1 protein-coding gene is annotated in these 1,155 nt (G+C 70.2%); it reads left to right on the top strand.

Annotated elements, in window-relative coordinates; translation table 11 throughout:
- Positions 1–1,155, top strand: a 1,155-nt coding sequence (locus tag EGJ34_RS21765) for a heavy metal translocating P-type ATPase (RefSeq protein ID WP_125362458.1), incomplete at both ends; no start/stop codon positions are given.

The raw sequence follows: 1,155 nt of genomic DNA, 5'->3' as shown, positions 1-1,155 counted from the left end.
GTGCAGCCGGGCGACCGCCTGCGCGTGCGGCCCGGCGAGAAGGTGCCGGTGGACGGCACGGTCCTGGAAGGCCGTTCCAGCGTGGACGAATCCATGCTCACCGGCGAGCCGGTCCCGTTGGCCAAGGTTGCTGGCGACAAGGTGATCGGGGCCACGCTCAACAGCACCGGTGCACTGGTGATCCGTGCCGATCGCGTCGGCGATGACAGCATGCTGGCGCAGATCGTACAGCTGGTCGCGCAGGCACAACGCTCACGCGCACCGATGCAGCGCCTGGCTGACAAGGTGGCGTTCTGGTTCGTACTGGCGGTACTGGCGGTGGCGCTGCTGACCCTGCTGGGCTGGGGGCTGTTCGGGCCGGAGCCGGCGTGGACCCACGGCGTGCTCAGCGCGGTGGCGGTACTGATCATTGCCTGTCCCTGCGCGCTGGGCCTGGCGACGCCGATGACCATCATGGTCGCCACCGGCCGCGCCGCGCAGCAAGGGGTGCTGTTCCGCGACGCCGAAGCGATCGAGGCCCTGCGCAAGGTGGACACACTCGTGGTGGACAAGACCGGCACCCTCACCGAGGGCCGTCCGGCGTTCCACAGCGTTGTGCCGGCGGCCGGATTCAACCCGTCGGACGTGCTGCGCTGGGCGGCCAGTCTTGACCAGGGCAGCGAACATCCGCTGGCCGCTGCCATCGTCGCCGAGGCGCAAGCACGCGGTGTCCCGCTGTCGACACCGGACGACTTCGATTCGCTCACCGGCATGGGGGTGCAGGGTCGCGTCGAGGGCCGCGCGTTGCTGCTGGGTAACGCGGCGCTGATGCAGGAGCACGACATCGCGGCCAACGCGCTGCACGATGATGCCGAACAGCTCCGCGCCGGCGGCGCGAGCGTGATGTTGCTGGCCGTGGACGGGCAGCTGTCGGGACTGCTGGCGGTGGCGGACCCGATCAAGGCGTCCACACCAGAAGCCATCGCCCAATTGCACAGGGCCGGGCTGCAGATCGTGATGGCGACCGGCGACGGCAGCGCCACCGCGCGTGCGGTGGCCGCCGAACTTGGGCTGGACCAGGTGCATGGCGAAATGCGCCCGGCCGACAAGGCGGAACTGGTACGCAGGCTGCAGGCGCAGGGCCGCACGGTGGCGATGGCCGGCGACGGCATCAAC

It is taken from the genome of Stenotrophomonas sp. 278 (assembly GCF_003935715.1).
Classification (GTDB): Bacteria; Pseudomonadota; Gammaproteobacteria; order Xanthomonadales; family Xanthomonadaceae; genus Stenotrophomonas; species Stenotrophomonas maltophilia_AH.
Note: the sequence above shows the minus strand (reverse complement) of the source record. Positions and strands in the feature narration are given on the sequence as shown.